Source organism: Streptomyces sp. NPDC051963, from assembly GCF_044593495.1.
Classification (GTDB): domain Bacteria; phylum Actinomycetota; class Actinomycetes; order Streptomycetales; family Streptomycetaceae; genus Streptomyces.
The window spans coordinates 444,708-457,843 of sequence record NZ_JBIUCC010000005.1; the positions used below are offsets into that span (position 1 = coordinate 444,708).

A 13,136-nucleotide genomic window follows, 5' to 3' on the forward strand; every position below is an offset into this window, starting at 1 on the left:
CTGTTGCTGCCAAGCAGTTGGCGCCTTTACCGAATCCAGGAATGCTTGTTCTGGAGAAGTAACCCGGCGGAAATATTGGAATGCTTCGGTGCGCTCACCCAACTGTGCTTGGGTGGACATGGGTTGAGGATCAGGAAGGGAGCGCGGTCTCAGTGCAGCGCGTTTTGCTCGGCGGGCTCGATGTATCACGCATCGGCCTGGGTGCCATGTCGATGTCCGACTACTACACGGGAGCGGGCAGCGACGAGGAGGAGGCCGTCCGCACCATCCGGCGGGCCTTGGATCTCGGCGTCGGCTTCGTCGACACCGCTGAGATCTACGGCCCGTTCGTCAATGAGGAACTCGTCGGGCGGGCGATCGCCGGACGGCGCGACGAGGTGGTGATCGCCACCAAGTTCGGGCTGGTCTCGCACGACGGTGCCGGCCCGAACGTGCTCGACAGCTCACCGGCCAATGTGCGCAGGGCGGTCGAGGGTTCGCTGAGGCGCCTGGGGACCGACCGCATCGACCTGTACTACCAGCACCGCGTCGACCCGGACACACCGATCGAGGACACCATGGGCGCACTGGCCGAGCTGGTGCGGGAGGGCAAGGTCCGGCACGTCGGGCTGTCGGAGGCCGGCCCGCAGACCATCCGGCGCGCCCATGCCGTGCACCCCGTGACGGCGGTGCAGATCGAGTACTCGCTGTGGTCCCGTGAGCCCGCCGAGACGCTGCTGCCGCTCTTCCGCGAGCTGGGCATCGGGCTCGTCGCCTACTCGCCGCTCGGCCGGGGCTTCCTCACCGGCACGATCCGCTCCACCCAGGAGTTCGCCCCGGACGACTTCCGGCTGACCACGCCCCGGTTCGCCGAGGGCAACTTCGAGCAGAACCTGCGGATCGTCGACGAGGTGGAAGCCGTGGCCCAGGACGTCGGGGCCACACCCGCGCAGGTCGCGCTGGCCTGGCTGCTGGCGCGGGGCGAGGACGTCGTCCCCATCCCGGGCACCCGGCGCGCGGCCCGCGTCGAGGAGAACGCCGCCGCGGACGCGGTCGTCCTCACGGCCGGGCAGCTGGCTCGGCTCGACGCCCTCACCCCGCCGGCCGGCGCACGCTACGCCGAGCAGGACCTGGCCCGAACGGGGCTGTAGGCCCGCGTCAGATCCAGCGCCGCCGAGCCGCTTCCGCCCCCGCCTGGAAGCGGCTCTGGGCACCCATCCTGGACATCATGCCCGCCACGGTCCGGCGAACAGTGCGGACCGACAGACCGGTCCGCCGGGAGATGCCCTCGTCGGTCAGCCCCTCCGCGAGCAGCAGCAGTGCCTCCCGCTCCCGCTCGTCCAGCGCGTCCGGCCCCGCCGTGCCGGCAGGGCCGTCCGTCGGTGCGGAACTCGCCCACACCTGGTCGAAGAGAGCCTGGTGGGCCGCCACCAGAAGCCGCCCGCGCAACAGCGTCGCCGAGGAGTCGCCCACCCCGGGGTCCGACGGCACGATCGCCAGGTCCCGGTCGGCCACGGCCATCCACACCGGCAGATGCGGCAGCGCCCGCAACTGCGCGCCGGACGCGGCGATCCGCCGCAGATCCTCGTCCTGGACGGGATCGCGGGCGAGGTCCTCCAGGTGCAGGACGCGCACCCGCGCCCCACGGCGCACGAGCTCCGCGCTGAGCAGGGCCGCCCGTTCCCGCACCCGGCGGTCGTAGGGGCGACGGGGCAGCGCGAGCCGTAACTCCCGCACCGTACGCAGGCGCAGGAGGTCCAGCTGGGCCGCCACGGAGTCCGAGTCGGTCAGTGGTTGAAGTGCCGTCCGGGTGGTGTCGGATCTGACGAGCGTCTGACTTTCCATGTCCCCGTTCCGCAGTAAAAGAGATACTCGGATCTGGCACGGACCCCCCGTGCATCAGGCGCCAACCCCAACAAGAGGTGAAGAGCCGGCTGTGCAGCCGGCGGAAACCAAATGGGTGTCAGTTGCGCCTGATTGAGGTTGCAAGGCTTGTTTAGGGCTTGTCAAGCGGCAAAAAGTTGCCGCTTGGCAGTCGTCGCTTTCTGTGTAGAGTTGGTTGCGGAGCGGGTGCTGCTACGCCGGCATCAGAGCCACGAAGCGGGCGCCTGTTCGGTACGGGGGGAGGAGGACCTGGGCGGTGACAATCAACTCGGTCTGTGAAATGTGGGGGAGTGCCAGGCGGAATCTTCCGCCCTGCCGAAACGCAATGATGCGTGGCCCGGCATTCCAGAGTTCACGGCACACCGGCTCGTGCTGGACGCGCGTCAGTAAATCATTCAGGGTCGGATCGTCCGGACTCCGGAAGAGTGCGAATCTCAACTGCGCAAGGTACAGCGCGGCCTGTTTCTTCCAATCCACTATCTGTTCACGCGATTCCGGGCTCAGTAGAACCCAGCGCATCAGATTGGCTTCCGGCTCACGGACCCAGGGAAACCACAGGGCCATGAGCGCGTTGTAGGCGATGACATTCCACGCGTGGTCGATGAGGTAGGCGGGAAACGTTGTCTGTGCGTCGACCAAATCCTTGAGTCGGCCGAACCTGCCGCCGTCGGCCACCGACTGCTTCTCGTCCGACACCTCGGTCAGCCGGTACCAGTACAACGCCGTACGTTCATCCGGGCCGAGGGCCAGTGCGTCCGCCAGCAGGGTCAACGTGTCGAGGGTGAGCGGAACTTGAGCTCCGCTCTCCAGCGCGCGGTACCAGCGCTCGCTGACGCCCATCCGCTGGGCGACCTCCTTCTGCGGGAGGGCTTTGCCGCGTCCCAGTTTGTTGCCTGCCTCGGTGCGCCAGGCGCGCAGCAGGTGCGGAAGGTCGGCGAATTCCAGCTGGAATTCCGCTGGTTCAGGTATGTCTGAATTGCTTGATTTCGTCATGGCTCCCCCGTTCGCGCTATGTGATCGAACGATCAAACAGTAGCCGGAGGCGCCATCGACCCCTTCAGACGTGAGCATGCCTGAAGACCGTCCGCTCCGCAGTCGATCAACCGGTCTGCCGGGACAACTGGCAGAGTTCACACGAGAACGAAGGGAAATCGTTCACCATGGGTAATGTCAGGTCCATGTCCAAAGTGGTCGTCACCGGACTGGGCGCCGTCACGCCACTCGGCGTCGGCACCGCATCCCTCTGGGAGGGGCTGCTCGCCGGCCGTTCGGGTATCCGGCCGCTGACGGGGCCCGAGTTCGCCGGCCACCCGGTCCGGATCGCCGGAACCGTCCCTGCCGACCCCGCCGGGCTGTTGCCCAAGCCGCAGGCACGGCGCATGAACCGGGCCGCTCTGTTAGCGGTGACGGCGGCCCGCGAGGCGTGGCGGGACGCCGGGTTCACCGAGGGCGGCTCCCGGAACAGCGGCCTGGACCCGGAGCGGGTCGGCGTCTGCGTCGGCACCATCATCGGCGGCGCCGGAGTACTGGTGGAGGGCGACCGCCGACTGCGGGACCGAGGGGTCCGGGCGGTGCCGCCGCTCACGGCGCCCATGACCGTGCCCTCCCAGGCGGCCTCCCAGATCTCGCTCGACCTGTGCATCACCGGGGAGGCCCGCACCGTGGTCAGTGCCTGCGCCTCCGGTACCGAGGCCATCGGGCAGGCCATCGACCGCATCCGGTACGGCCGTGTCGACGTCGTGCTCGCCGGCGGTGCGGAGGCCGCCGTGACGCCCGAGGTCATGGCCGCGTTCACCGCGATGCGCGCGCTGTCCGCCCGCAACGACACACCCGAGGCCGCGTCCCGGCCCTTCGCCAAGGACCGGGAGGGCTTTGTGAACAGCGAGGGGGCGGGCCTGCTGGTCCTGGAGTCGGAGGAACACGCGCTGGCCCGCGGCGCCCGGATCTACTGCGAGGCCGCCGGCTGGGGGCTGTCGGCCGACGCGCACCACATCGCCGCGCCGGACCCGACGGGCAGCGGAGTGGCGTCCGCCCTGCGGCGCGCGGTCGAGGACGCGGACGCCGGCACCGCCGATGTGCTGCACATCAACGCGCACGCCACCGCGACCGTCGAGGGCGATCTCGCGGAGGCCGCCGGACTCAGCGCCGTCTTCGGCAACGCGGAAGGCGTCGTCACCGTGCCGGTCACCGGGCTCAAGGGGAGCCTGGGGCACCTTCAGGGCGCTGCGGGCGGTGTGGAGGCGGTGGCAACGGCGCTCACCCTGCACCACGGGATCATCCCGCCGACCATCGGCTGCGACGACCTCGACGACGCGATCCCGCTCGACGTGGTCACGCGCCTCGCCCGCCCGCTGCGCGCCCGTGGCGACCTGGCCCTCAGCAACTCCTTCGGCTTCGGCGGCCACAACGCGGTCCTGGCGCTGCGGCGCCGTTGACGTGCGCGGTGGTTCGGCGAGGTCCGCGCAAGCCGGTGGGGTGCGTGCCTTCCGCACCCCACCGGCCCTGCGTCAACGGGCGGCCGTGCCGGGCTGGTCGGACCGTTCTCGGCGAGGTGGCGCCCAAGGAGTGGCGCGGTCGAGGATCGCCCGGGTGCGCAGAGGCAGGGACGCCGGGCCGCGCAGGACGACATGCGGACGGTAGTGGGGCGGTCCGTCGGCGAGTTCCGGCCCGACGACCCGCTGGGCGAAGCGGGTGAAGGCCAGTTCGGCCTCCAGCCGGCCCAGCGGCGCGCCGAGACAGTAGTGCGTGCCCAGGCCGAAGGACAGGTGGCGGGAGGCATCTGCGCGCTCCGCGTCGAAGCGGTGCGGGCAGCCGAACGCGGCGGAGTCGCGGTTCGCACCGGCCAGGAGCAACACCATGGTGGTGCCGCGCGGGACGGGGGTGCCCCGTACCTCCATGTCCTCGCGGGCGTGCCGGTGAACGAGCTGGAGCGGTGGCTGGAGCCGCAGCAACTCCTCGACCACGGCGGGCGCCGTCGCCACGGGGTCGTCGCGCAGCGCGGCCAGGGTGCCGGGGTGGTCGAGGAGGGTCAGTAACCCGTTGGCGATCAGGCTGACCGTCGTCTCGTGCCCGGCGTTCAGCAGCAGCCGGCAGGTGGTGACGATCTCCTCGTCCGTGAGCGGTTCACCGTCGATCTCCGCCGCCAGCAGACGGGAGACCATGTCATCGCGCGGCTCGACCCGCCGCTCGGCCGCCAACCGGCCGAAGAACTCGGTGAGTTCGGCCTCGGCCCGCCGACGTTCCGCCAGGCCCGGCGCGGGTACTCCGAGGAACGCCAGGTAGGGGTCGACCGCCTGGCCGAGCAGGGAGGAGCGGGTGCGGTACCACTCCCGCTCTCCGGTGTCGATGCCGAGCACCCGGCAGATGACGGTCACCGGCAGTGGAGACGCGAGGTCCGCGACGCCGTCCAGGTGTCCTCTGGCCGCCGCCTCGTCCAGCAGGTCGTCGGTCAGCTCCCTGATCATCGGCGCCAGCCGCCGCACGGCCCGTGGAGTGAAGCCAGGGGCTGCCAGGCGGCGCAGGGCGCTGTGCCGGGGCGGATCCATGAACAGGAACGACGGGAGTTCCGCCGGGACCGGCGCCGCACCGCCCGCGGTACCGGGCGGCCGGTGCAGCAGGGCGTGGTGGCGGTCGTTGCTGGCCCGCGGGTCGCGCAACACCGCCTCGCACGCCTCATGGGAGGCGAAGACCACCACGGGGCGGCCCGGCACCCACACGGGTTCCGCGGCTCGGACCTCCTCGTACAGGGGATACGGGTCCGGCCTCGACCGGGGATCGAGGATGTGCGGCAACACCACCACCGCGTCCTGCCCGGCCTCGTCCCTCATGGCGCCCCCTCGAACCGGCGGATGGCCCAGTCCTCGGAGAGCAGTCCACGGTGGGCGGCCAGGTCGGCGAAGTGGCGGATGGCGTGCTCGCCGTCCCGCGTCAGTTCATAGCGCAGGGTCTCGTAGTACGACAGCAGTTGTGCCGAGGTGAAGTCCGATGTCCGGGCCGCCTCGGCGGCGACCTGCGGCAACTGCGCCAACCCGCAGTCGCGGGCGGCCAGCAGCGCCCGGTGCACCGCGGCGACCGCGTGCGGCTCCCGCTCGGCGTACTCCCGTCGGACCGCCCACACGGCGAACACCATGGGCAGCCCGGTCCACTCGGTCCACAGCTCCGCGGTGTCGTGGACGATCGTGCGGCCGTCCTGTGGCACGCCGTCGAAGTGGACCCGCAGTGCGGGGTCGCCGATGACGACCGCCGCGTCGCCCCGGCGCAGCAGGGCTGCCGGCTCGGGCGGTCCGGTGAAGTAACGCGGTGTCAGCCCCAGCCGCTCCTCCAGCAGCAACCGGGCCAGCAGCACCGTCGTACGGCTGGTGGACGTCAGCCCCACGCGCAGGTCGGCGGGTACTTCGTGCAGCGGGGCCCGCGTCACGATGTGGCACGACATGACGGGCCCTTCGGCCGCGATGGCGAGTTCCGGAAGCAGCAGCAGGTCGTCGGTGTGCCGCAGGTACTCGGCGAGGCTGACCGGCCCCAGGTCGAGTCGGCCCGCGATCAGCCGGTCACCGGCCGCCTCAGGGGAGAGCGACAGCAGGTCGAGCCCGGGCAGGAGCCCGAGACGCCGCAGCCCCCACAGGACCGGACGGCAGTTGAGGAACGAGAGGAGACCGACGCGGGGCGGCCGCTCGGCGACGGCCTCCGGACGGGTGGCGGTGGTGCTGGTCGGCGACATGGACGCGCCCCTACTTGTGGCCCCAGGACTGCACCAGGGCGGGTGCCAGGTCCCAGAAGCCGTCGTCGCGCAACAGGCCGTAGAACTCGTCCAGTTCGTACGGCGTCACGAAGCCGCCCGCGATCAGCTGTTCGCGCGACATGTCCACGGTCAGTCGCCAGAAGTCGGCGAGCTGCGTGCCGCCGCGCAGGTTCTGGGTGACCGTGTTCGCACCGACGTCGCGGTAGCCGTAGTCGAGGAAGGACCCGGGCTGGCTGCGAGCCCACCAGCTGTCCGTGCCGAGCGTCCCGCAGATGAGGCTGCTCCAGCGCTGCATCACCTTGCGGTACGTCGGATGCGGCGCACTGTCGATGGGGAACCAGCAGAACGACTCGATCAGCACGAACCCGCCGGGACGCAGCCAGCGCATCATCCGCCGCATGACGTCGTCGCGCTGCGGGAGGTGGCTGAGCACCAGCCGGGCGTGGATGACGTCGAAGGAGCCGTCCGGGAACGGGTCGGTGGTGACGTCGTGCACCAGCCGGCGCAGCCGGGGCTCCGCTACGCGTTCGAGCAGACGCAGGTCCAGGTCCGTGGCGATCACTTCGCCGTCCGGGGCCTGCCCGCACAGCCACTGCGCGACGGACCCGGAACCGGCCCCCACCTCCAGGCAACGGGCGTCACGGGCCACGCCGAGCGCGTCGAGGGTGCGCGTGCACAACGGGTCGAAGACCTCGGCGAGCAGACGCAGACGTATCTCCTCGTCCTGGTCGAGAGCGAAGAGCGTCTCGCCGTATTTCTCCATCTCGGGCCCTCCGGAAGACATCGGATTCCTGGGAACTCCGGGCAGCCAAACAGCTGAACGGCGGCCGCACCGCGCGCTCCGGGCTTACTGGCCGGTTGCTGCCAAGTCCCCGTGGGCCGAGCACTCGGGTCGGGGGGCGTGCCCGCTGTGGCACGCCCCCCGACCGTCACGTCCTGCTCAGTTGCCCTGAATCCGTTGCAGGCGGCGTGCCTTGGCCCGGCGGGACGGGGCGGCCGGGTCGGCGACCGTGCCCGCTGTCTGGGTCCGGGACGCCGTGGGCCGGCCGGTGTCCAGCCGGGCCGCGACCCGGGCCAGGGTGCTGTCCCCGGGCCGGGCGGCGATGTGGAAATGCGAGACCTTCACCGGGGTCAGATCGCCGCCCCAGACGACCGTGCCCTCGCAGTCCGCGAGGATGTCCCGCACGATCGCCTCCTGGTGCGGCCACAGCCCCTCGCTCCCCTTCAACGGGTAGGCCGTGGGGTGAAGGGCGACGGCGGTCCCGGAGAGGTGGTTCGATTCGAAGTCGGCGCCGACCGTACGCCGTGTGAGGTGGCCGGTGACACCACCGCCCTCGCCCGTGTCGAGCGGGGCGATCTCGTAGTGCCATCGCCGTGCGACGTGCAGCAGCACGGCTCCGGCGTCACCACGCCGCAGGCCGAGCGAGGCCGCGGACCCTTCGACATGGTGGACGGTGACGGAAGCCGGGGCGATCCGCCAGCCGTTGGCGGACACGTCACCGGACCACTGCCCCGCCGACGGCGCGGCGGCGGAGACGGGTGTGTTGAGTGCGCCCGACGCCACGGCGAGCACACCGGTGCCGGCGGCGGCACGCAGGAGACTGCGTCTGGAAATCATCGGCCTCGTCATCGGCATCCTCCTTCACCCTTGGCCGACGGCGGACACACCGGGATCACTGCCGTCACGCCAGATGTTGTGGTCCAGGCCCCAGCCCGGCTGGAACGCGTACTCGTGGATCTGGTTGAGCGACCAGTTCTCCGGCAGCGGGAAGCCCAGGTTCCCGGAGAATCCCCAGGACATCCCGGAGACGAACGACCAGCGGGCCCCGGCGTCCTTCGACACCCGGATGCACACGTTGCGGGACCCGTAGACGCCGAAGGTGTAGCGGCCGCCCAGCTCGGCGAGACCGGCCTTGACGCCGTTGAAGTACGGCACCACATGACTGGTGATCTCCTCCTCCGTGGCGTCGTAGTCGACCCCGAAGTAGATGCACGTGCCGGCGCCGATCCCGTGTTCCACGGCTTTCTGGTGGGCCTTCTTTCCCTGGTCGTATCCCTTGTCGTAGGTGAAGTTGCCGAGTTCCGTGCCGTTGTACTGGAAGATCGGGAACAGCCTCAGCCCGGCGTTCAGAATGGTCTGCGGCTCACCGGGCTTGAGGGCCTTGCCCAGGTAGTCCGGGTCACCCGGGGCGAGATGCTCGTCCAGATAGCGCCCGACGATGCGGTAGCCGTTGGCCTTGAGCAACTGCCCCCGCTGCGGGGTGATCTCCGTGATGCAGTCGCAGCCGGTGGCGTCCCGAGAGGTGTCACCGGACGACACGAGCAGCTGCGCCCAGGTCGTGTAGTCGTTGTGGCCCGTGACGGGAATCTGCGAGAACCTCTGGAAGGACTGGAGCCACCCCAGGTGCGTGCCGGTCTGGGCATCGGTGCCGAGGTCCGCCGCCAGATAGTCCGCCTTTCCGTTCGCCGTGTACGTCGGTGAGTTGAAGTAGCACGCGGCACGGAAGAGGTACCTCAGATCGCCCGTGAGGGTCGCCGCCCCCTTTCCCTTGAGGGCGGCCTGCGTTCCCGGCCCGAAGTATCCGTTGATCGACCCCGGGGCGATCCCGATCTCGTACTGGATGGCCATCATGAGCCCCTGCTGGACATCGCGGGAGTAGATCCCGTCGCAGGGCACCAGACTCATCGCGGGAATGCCGATGCCCGCGACATAGCGGGAGTTCAGCCGCTGCTGGATCGCCCTGACATGGGGGTCGCCGCCGGGCACGAGCCGGAACTGGTCCATGCGCAGCAGCGACTTCAGCACATGCGGCCACATGGCCAGGCGCTGCTCGACGTTCCCGTAGTCCAGGCCCATGTCGCCGTAGAGCCGCTGGAGGGAGGACTGGGAGTCGTCGCCCCAGCCGACGAGGAAAGGGGAGGCCCAGTAGCCCTTGGACCACAACGCCCCGTTGTAGAGGCGCAGGAGGTTCTGGTTCGGCTCGGCATCCGGCAGCAGCCGGCGGTTCTTCACCGCGTCGAACGTTCCGGGGCCGAAGTTCTGGACGGTGGGAGATATGCCGAGTTCGTGCTGGAGTCCCTGGGTGAGGGCGAGCACGGTGTTCCAGCCGGTGTAGCCGGTCTCGGGGCAGGCCACGTACCCGGGTGCCGTCTCGTAGGTCTTGTTCACCCACCTCTGCGTCCGGGACACGTAGATGTCGGGGAGCGCTCGCCACGTCGCGGACGGGTCGACCACCGATCCGGGCCGCGCGTACATGTGCAGGTCGCCGGGGCAGTCGGTGTCCCATCCGAAGGAGTGCGGAAGGATCATGTTGCCGGTCTTGCGGGTGGCGTAGTTGCGCAGGTGGTCGATCAGACCCCTGATCCCGCGCACCAGTGCCTCGCTCGCCACGTCCCCGGAGCGGATCATGCCCACGATCGAGTAGAAGCCCTCGTTGCGCCCCGCCCCCTCGATGAGTTCGCCTTCGCCGGCGTTCCCCTCGCCGCGTTGGTCTCCGCGCCCCTCGTAGACGTGGCCGTGCGGGCAGACGAGGTAGTTGTAGGCGATGTCTCCTTCGAATTCGCCACCGGTCTTGTGGTCCACGTAGACCTCGGCGATCGCCTTGCGGCAGTCCTCTTCCGTTTGGAGGTCGCTGGTGCTGCCGGGGCCGAGGTAGTGCAGGAACACGCCCTTCGCGCCGGTCCATTTCGGATTCTTGCTCTCCTCGGGAGGAGCGGAGGCGTGTTGCTCCAGGTACCAGGGGGCGTACTGCCCCCAGGTGGCACGCGGGTTGATGGTGATGGCCACAGTTCCTCGCTTCGGTCAGCAGGCGTAGTGCGGGTCGTGGATGTAGTCCGCGTCGTCGGTGAACCAGCGGTGGCCGCTGACCTGGTTGTCCGCCCAGCCGCCGTCGAGGAACTTCTCGTAGCCGAGGGACAGGTCGCCGTAGTAGTTGCCCGCCTCGATGCAGAACACCGACTGGTTCGTGCTGGGGTTCACGTCACGGCGGAGCGAGACCTCGCTGAACAGGCCGGGGAACCCGTTGTTCCACACGGAGGTGGCGCGGTCGTTGAAGTTGCCGCAGTCATTGCCCCACCACTCGTCGTCGCGGTCCCAACGGCACCAGTCGCCTTGGAAGTTGGGCAGGTCGTAGGCGTAGAGGTAGCCGTCGGCGCCGTCGGCCGCGGCCAGCCCGCTGAGATCGGCGCCGGGCCGGACCGGGGTCGGCGCGCCGGACGCGGCGTCGGCCGTCGCCGGTGCGGACGGCCTCGCGTCCGAGGCGGCCATGGCGGGACCCGCTGTGGCGACCAGCCCGATCACGGCCGCCGTCGTCAGGACGCTCCGTAGATACTGCTTCATCTCGTACCTCTCTTCTGGGTGTTGCTCCGGGTGTTGCTCAGGGCGTTGTTCTGGTTGTCGGGCCGCGACGGGTCTTCGTCGCGGACGATCTGTTGCGCCTTCGGCAGCGCGGCGAGCCGCATACGACGGGCGTTGGTCACGTCGGCGAGATAGCGCTCGCGCACCTCGGCGAGATGCCGTTCCCCGACGTCCACGGCGACCTCCGCCAGGCCGGAGTCGACGGCGCACTCCGCTTCGGCCACGGCGTACTCGATCTCCTTGGCCGTGGGCGCCGAGTCGCCCAGCGCGGCCCGCAGGCGTTCCGGCGACTCATGGGGCAGTCCCCGTCCGGTCACGCAGTCCGACCAGTTCCGCAGCGCTTTCGTGTAGGCGGGATCCGCCTGCGTGCGGCTCATCGCCAGCGCGCTGACACCGCGGTCCACGGCGTCCGCGCCGAACCACACACGGAAGTCGCCGTACAGCTCACCGCGCGCCTCGCTGGTGCACCCGCGGGTGCTCCGCCCCGTCGTCGCGCCGCCCGGCAGGGTGACTTCGACGGTGTCCACGCCGCCGCCCTGCCACACGCGCAGCGCCTCGGCGCGCCGCTTCGGCGACAGGGCACGCAGGTAGTCCCCGACCGGGTCGTTCGCCCGCAACCGGGCGGTCTCCTCGGGAGTACGGACGCGGGAGCCGTAGCCGTGCTCGCGGGCCCAGTCCGCATCGGCGAGGACGAGCGCCATCGGTGGTGGCTCGGTCCCGGTCCGGGCCGGTTCGGGTGCCGCCGGCAGCCGGAACCCGGCGCGGGCCATGCAGCGGCGCTCCAGGATGTCCTCGGCCCGGCGCAGCGCCGTCAGCTCACCGGTGGTGGCCTCACGTGGCAGCGCCGCGTCGGGCGCGGTGCGCTGAGCGGGCGCGGCCGGATCACCGGGCCCGCAGGCGGTGAGCGTTCCGATTCCGAGCAACAGCACTGACAGCACGGCGAATCCACGCACCAGGTCTCCCCCCACACCCGCACGTCGTCGGTCGCCATCAGGGTGTCCGGGGGGCCGAGCGCACCGCACACACTTTCGGTCTCAACCGAAAAGCCCAGCCACACAGGGCCCTTGTGCACGGAACGAGGCAACTATCACCCCGGCGTCGCACTCTTACTGCGCAGCCAGTCACCTCGGGGGGGATCTGCCTGTGCTGAACATTCATTTTTCTTCTGAAGATCTGGGCCGGGTCCGCCTCGCCTCGGCGCCGGACCCGGCCTGGGAGATGCTCCTGAGCCTGCACGCGCTCGGCGGTTCACCGGACCACGTCGTGTTCGGACCCTGGCGGGCCACGGCCCTCAACCCGCTCGACCCGTCCATCTCCTTGCTGCGAGGCCTCACGCCACCGCGCGGCTACTCGCCCGACTTCCTGACGCCGGGCGCGGGCACCACCCTGGAGACCGCGGTCGACGCCGTCATGAGCGTCGGTCGTACCCGGCTGCGCAGCGAACTCGCCCTGCTGCCCGCCCGGCGCCACACGGCTCCATGGATGCGTCGACTGGCCCAGGGGGAACCGGAGGCGATGCGCCGGCTCGGCGGCGCCGTACGCCGCTACCACCAGCGGGTGCTCGCCCGCCCGTGGCCCCGCATCCGCGCGGTGATCGAGGGCGAACGGGCCCTGCGGGCGCGCGATCTCCTCGACGGCGGCGTCGAACGGCTGCTGGGCAACATCCACCCGCTGGCCCGCTGGGAGCCACCCGTGCTCAGAGTGGACTACCCGGTACACCAGGACCTGGCCCTGAACGGCCGGGGCCTCACCCTGATCCCCTCGTACTTCTGCTGGGGCCGCCCCATCACGCTCCGCGACGCCGACCTGAACCCAGTACTGGTCTACCCCGCCAACCGCAGCCTCCAGTTACTCACGGAGGACCCGGCGACACCTCAACTGACCGCTCTGGTACGCCTTTTAGGACGCACCCGTGCGGCGGTCCTGGAAGAGATCGCCACCTCCAACGGCACCACCGGAGGGGAACTCGCCCGACGGCTGGGCATATCGGCCGCTTCGGTGAGCGAGCACGCGGCGACCATGCGGGACGCGAACCTGATCATCAGCCAGCGGGTGACGAACACCGTATGGCACACCCTGTCCCCTCTCGGCCAGGCGCTCCTCGAAGGGCGCCGGCCGAGCGGGGAGCCGGACCCACCGGCCCGGGTCCAGGCAGGAGGCCCTGTTCTCGTCTAGCAA

12 protein-coding genes are annotated in these 13,136 nt (G+C 70.3%); 3 read left to right on the top strand and 9 right to left on the bottom strand.

Annotation, left to right across the window (positions count from 1 at the left end):
* Positions 1 to 152: 152 nt before the first annotated feature.
* Positions 153 to 1,130, top strand: coding sequence for an aldo/keto reductase (locus ACIHFB_RS22775; protein WP_365272400.1), 978 nt, complete (start codon positions 153 to 155; stop codon positions 1,128 to 1,130).
* A 7-nt stretch (positions 1,131 to 1,137) separates the two neighbouring features.
* Here the strand turns inward: ACIHFB_RS22775 and ACIHFB_RS22780 are convergent, their stop codons facing one another.
* The gene (locus ACIHFB_RS22780; RefSeq protein ID WP_365272403.1) at positions 1,138 to 1,824 is read right to left on the bottom strand and encodes a LuxR C-terminal-related transcriptional regulator; all 687 of its coding nucleotides are present in this window, start codon (positions 1,822 to 1,824) and stop codon (positions 1,138 to 1,140) included.
* Between the two features lie 231 nt (positions 1,825 to 2,055).
* Positions 2,056 to 2,856: a helix-turn-helix domain-containing protein gene (locus tag ACIHFB_RS22785; RefSeq protein ID WP_365272406.1), complete on the bottom strand. Its 801-nt coding sequence runs from the start codon at positions 2,854 to 2,856 to the stop codon at positions 2,056 to 2,058.
* A gap of 185 nt (positions 2,857 to 3,041) precedes the next feature.
* Between ACIHFB_RS22785 and ACIHFB_RS22790 the strand changes: the two genes are divergently transcribed.
* Positions 3,042 to 4,298: a beta-ketoacyl-[acyl-carrier-protein] synthase family protein gene (locus tag ACIHFB_RS22790; protein WP_400127731.1), complete on the top strand. Its 1,257-nt coding sequence runs from the start codon at positions 3,042 to 3,044 to the stop codon at positions 4,296 to 4,298.
* A 72-nt stretch (positions 4,299 to 4,370) separates the two neighbouring features.
* Here the strand turns inward: ACIHFB_RS22790 and ACIHFB_RS22795 are convergent, their stop codons facing one another.
* From ACIHFB_RS22795 to ACIHFB_RS22825, 7 genes are all read right to left on the bottom strand, one after another.
* Positions 4,371 to 5,690, bottom strand: coding sequence for a cytochrome P450 (locus ACIHFB_RS22795; protein WP_400127732.1), 1,320 nt, complete (start codon positions 5,688 to 5,690; stop codon positions 4,371 to 4,373).
* On the bottom strand, positions 5,687 to 6,580 hold the full coding sequence (locus tag ACIHFB_RS22800) for a menaquinone biosynthetic enzyme MqnA/MqnD family protein (RefSeq protein ID WP_400127733.1): 894 nt from the start codon (positions 6,578 to 6,580) through the stop codon (positions 5,687 to 5,689). The genes ACIHFB_RS22795 and ACIHFB_RS22800 overlap by 4 nt, the downstream gene beginning before the upstream one ends.
* Positions 6,581 to 6,590: 10 nt before the next feature.
* Positions 6,591 to 7,385, bottom strand: a complete 795-nt coding sequence (locus ACIHFB_RS22805) for a class I SAM-dependent methyltransferase (protein ID WP_400127734.1) — start codon at positions 7,383 to 7,385, stop codon at positions 6,591 to 6,593.
* Positions 7,386 to 7,541: 156 nt separating this feature from the next.
* Positions 7,542 to 8,231, bottom strand: a complete 690-nt coding sequence (locus ACIHFB_RS22810; RefSeq protein ID WP_400127735.1) for a hypothetical protein — start codon at positions 8,229 to 8,231, stop codon at positions 7,542 to 7,544.
* Between the two features lie 12 nt (positions 8,232 to 8,243).
* A complete protein-coding gene (locus ACIHFB_RS22815; protein ID WP_400127736.1) occupies positions 8,244 to 10,388 on the bottom strand; it encodes a glycoside hydrolase domain-containing protein in 2,145 nt (714 codons plus the stop codon).
* Between the two features lie 15 nt (positions 10,389 to 10,403).
* The gene (locus tag ACIHFB_RS22820; protein ID WP_400127737.1) at positions 10,404 to 10,940 is read right to left on the bottom strand and encodes a peptidase inhibitor family I36 protein; all 537 of its coding nucleotides are present in this window, start codon (positions 10,938 to 10,940) and stop codon (positions 10,404 to 10,406) included.
* Positions 10,937 to 11,911 carry a hypothetical protein gene (locus ACIHFB_RS22825; protein ID WP_400127738.1) on the bottom strand — a complete coding sequence of 325 codons (975 nt, stop codon included), beginning with the start codon at positions 11,909 to 11,911 and terminating at the stop codon, positions 10,937 to 10,939. The genes ACIHFB_RS22820 and ACIHFB_RS22825 overlap by 4 nt, the downstream gene beginning before the upstream one ends.
* Positions 11,912 to 12,101: 190 nt before the next feature.
* On the opposite strand from ACIHFB_RS22825, the gene ACIHFB_RS22830 reads away from it, so the two are divergent.
* Positions 12,102 to 13,133, top strand: coding sequence for a winged helix-turn-helix domain-containing protein (locus tag ACIHFB_RS22830; RefSeq protein WP_365272430.1), 1,032 nt, complete (start codon positions 12,102 to 12,104; stop codon positions 13,131 to 13,133).
* The last annotated feature ends 3 nt before the right edge of the window (positions 13,134 to 13,136 follow it).